Annotated in this window: 3 protein-coding genes; all 3 read left to right on the top strand. The window is 40.3% G+C overall.

Annotated features, from left to right (window positions below):
* Positions 1 to 595, top strand: a 595-nt coding sequence (locus WAK81_RS13565) for a TonB-dependent receptor (protein ID WP_422197556.1), incomplete at its 5' end; no start/stop codon positions are given.
* 107 nt (positions 596 to 702) lie between these two features.
* The gene (locus tag WAK81_RS13560; RefSeq protein ID WP_131287353.1) at positions 703 to 1,386 is read left to right on the top strand and encodes a Fe2+-dependent dioxygenase; all 684 of its coding nucleotides are present in this window, start codon (positions 703 to 705) and stop codon (positions 1,384 to 1,386) included.
* 367 nt (positions 1,387 to 1,753) lie between these two features.
* A partial coding sequence (locus tag WAK81_RS13555) for a TonB-dependent receptor plug domain-containing protein (protein ID WP_422197558.1) occupies positions 1,754 to 2,522 on the top strand: 769 nt, incomplete at its 3' end.

Raw genomic sequence — 2,522 nt, 5'->3', positions numbered from 1 at the left:
GTTAGGGACTAAATGGGATGTCTTAAATGACAAGCTCAACCTGACTGCAGCCATTTTCCGTACTGAAAAAACCAATACCCGTGCAACAGCAGACGATGGCACAACCAGCAATATTGGTGAAACTCGTGTTGATGGTATTGAATTGGGTGCTAGCGGTAATATCACTGAAAAATGGGCTGTATCTGCTGGTTATACTTATTTAGACAGCGAGTTGGTTGATGGTGGTTATGAAAACATTGGTACTACAGCTGCACCTATCTATATTTCAAACAGAAGTAATGGTAATCAAGTTCAAAACGTTGCAAAAAATTCAGCAACACTTTGGACAACTTACCAAGTATTACCACAATTAACATTGGGTGCTGGCGCGGTTGCTATGGATAAAGTCTATGGTAATGCGACTAATACCAAGTTTGTTCCAGGTTACGTACGTTACGATGCCATGGCACGTTACAACGTAAACAAAAATGTGGATTTACAATTGAACGTAAACAACCTATCTGATGAACGCTATTTCACTAAAGCATATGCATCTCACTATGCAACTGAAGCAGAAGGCCGTAGCGCTGTATTGTCTTTAAACTTCAAATACTAAGCTCAATTAAAACCATTAATTAATTATGGATTTAATCTAAAATAGCCTCATAATAATGAGGCTATTTTTATAGCTAAAAGAATTCATTCTTCCAAAGGTGTATTGCCGTGATCCATCATATTCCTAACGTACTGAGTAAAGAACAAGTTCAATATTTCCGTGAAGAAATGAATAAAATTGAATGGGTGAATGGCAAAGTCACTGCGGGTACACTTTCAGCTACAGTTAAACAAAACCAACAACTTCCGGAAGATCTTCCCTTAACCCATCATTTAAGTACGATTATTTTAGAATCATTAGGACAACATCCTTTATTCCTGTCTGCCGCCATTCCTTTAGATATCATTCCTCCCCTGTTTAACCGTTATGAAAACAATGAAGCCTTCGGTTTTCATGTCGACAATTCAATTCGCCGAATTCGTGGAACCAATGAACGCTTACGAACAGACCTGTCCTGTACGGTTTTTTTAAGCGAGCCAGAAGAATATGAAGGCGGGGATTTAGTCGTAGAAGACACTTATGGCTACCATGAGGTCAAACTTCCTGCAGGGGATATGATTCTCTACCCTTCAACCAGTTTGCATGAAGTCACGCCAGTAACCTCCGGTTGCCGTATTGCATCATTCTTTTGGGTGCAAAGCATGATTCGTGATGAAGCTGAACGTCATATGCTCTTCAATCTTGATCAAAGTATTCAGAACCTGCGTATGCAGCTGGGTGATCAGCATGATGAAGTGATCAAGCTGACCAATCTTTATCATAATTTAATGCGTAAATGGGCTGAACTGTAATTCTTTTAACCCCCAAAAATTAAATGGACGGCCGAGAGTTGATATCGGCTAGCCTAATCAATGACTTATAAATATAAGAATATCCGCTTTATCTGTGAGCCAGATTTGATTGTCATCGTATCGTTTTCCCTTTGAGCATGATTGCTTTATCTAATGAACAAGCTTGAGTTAAGTCATCTTTTCAACCATTTTCATGATAATTAAATACTCACCACAACTATTGCTAATGATAATAATTATCATTATAATTCGTATCAATTGTTACAGGCCATAACAATATCTCCACTTTTGCTGCTATTTTGCCGACTTTAAAAGTGGCAAGGCAGCAATGGAATTCTGTCATATACGATATTAGGGATTAGCCACCATAGCACAGATTAAAAGCCGTAAACATAATCGAAATGCGCAACTGGTTGCTTTAGCCGCATCTCTCCCTCTCATGGCTCATGCAGCAAATACACAAGGTGTCACTCAGCTTCCAACCATTACAGTAAAGTCAGATGCACAAAATAAATATAAAGCGGATAAGGTGAGTTCGCCCAAACACACTCAACCTCTGGTAGATACCCCGCAAACCGTTTCAGTCATTAAAAAAGAATTATTAAAAGAACAAGGTGCAACCTCCCTAGTTGAAGCCTTAAGAAATACGCCGGGAATTACCCTGCAGCTCGGTGAAAATGGCAATACCAGTGCCGGCGATGCTTTCCAAATGCGTGGTTTTTCAACTCAAACGTCGACCTATGTCGATGGTATTCGTGATCTGGGTGCTGTTACTCGGGATGTATATAATCTGGAACAGATTGAAGTCGTCAAAGGCCCTTCTGGCGCAGAAGCAGGACGTGGATCGGCATCAGGTTATATTAACTTGGCCACAAAACTTCCTCAGACTGAAAATAGCCGTGAAGTTTCTGCCACCTACAATACTGCTGAACATGCTCGTCTCACCGCTGATATTAATCAGGTCATTAATGATGGCGTGGCAATTCGCTTAAATGCGATGGGACAAGACGGCGGTGTTGAAGGTCGTGATTATCTTGAAAACAATAGCTGGGCAATTGCTCCTTCAATTTCCTTTGGCTTAGATACCGATACACGTCTGCATCTCTATTCACAACATGTTCGTCAACGTAATATTC

Origin of the sequence: Acinetobacter sp., from assembly GCF_049284435.1 — a bacterium.
Lineage (GTDB): Bacteria > Pseudomonadota > Gammaproteobacteria > Pseudomonadales > Moraxellaceae > Acinetobacter.
The sequence above is the reverse complement of the archived record's forward strand: the minus strand, read 5'-3'. Positions and strand labels throughout refer to the sequence as shown.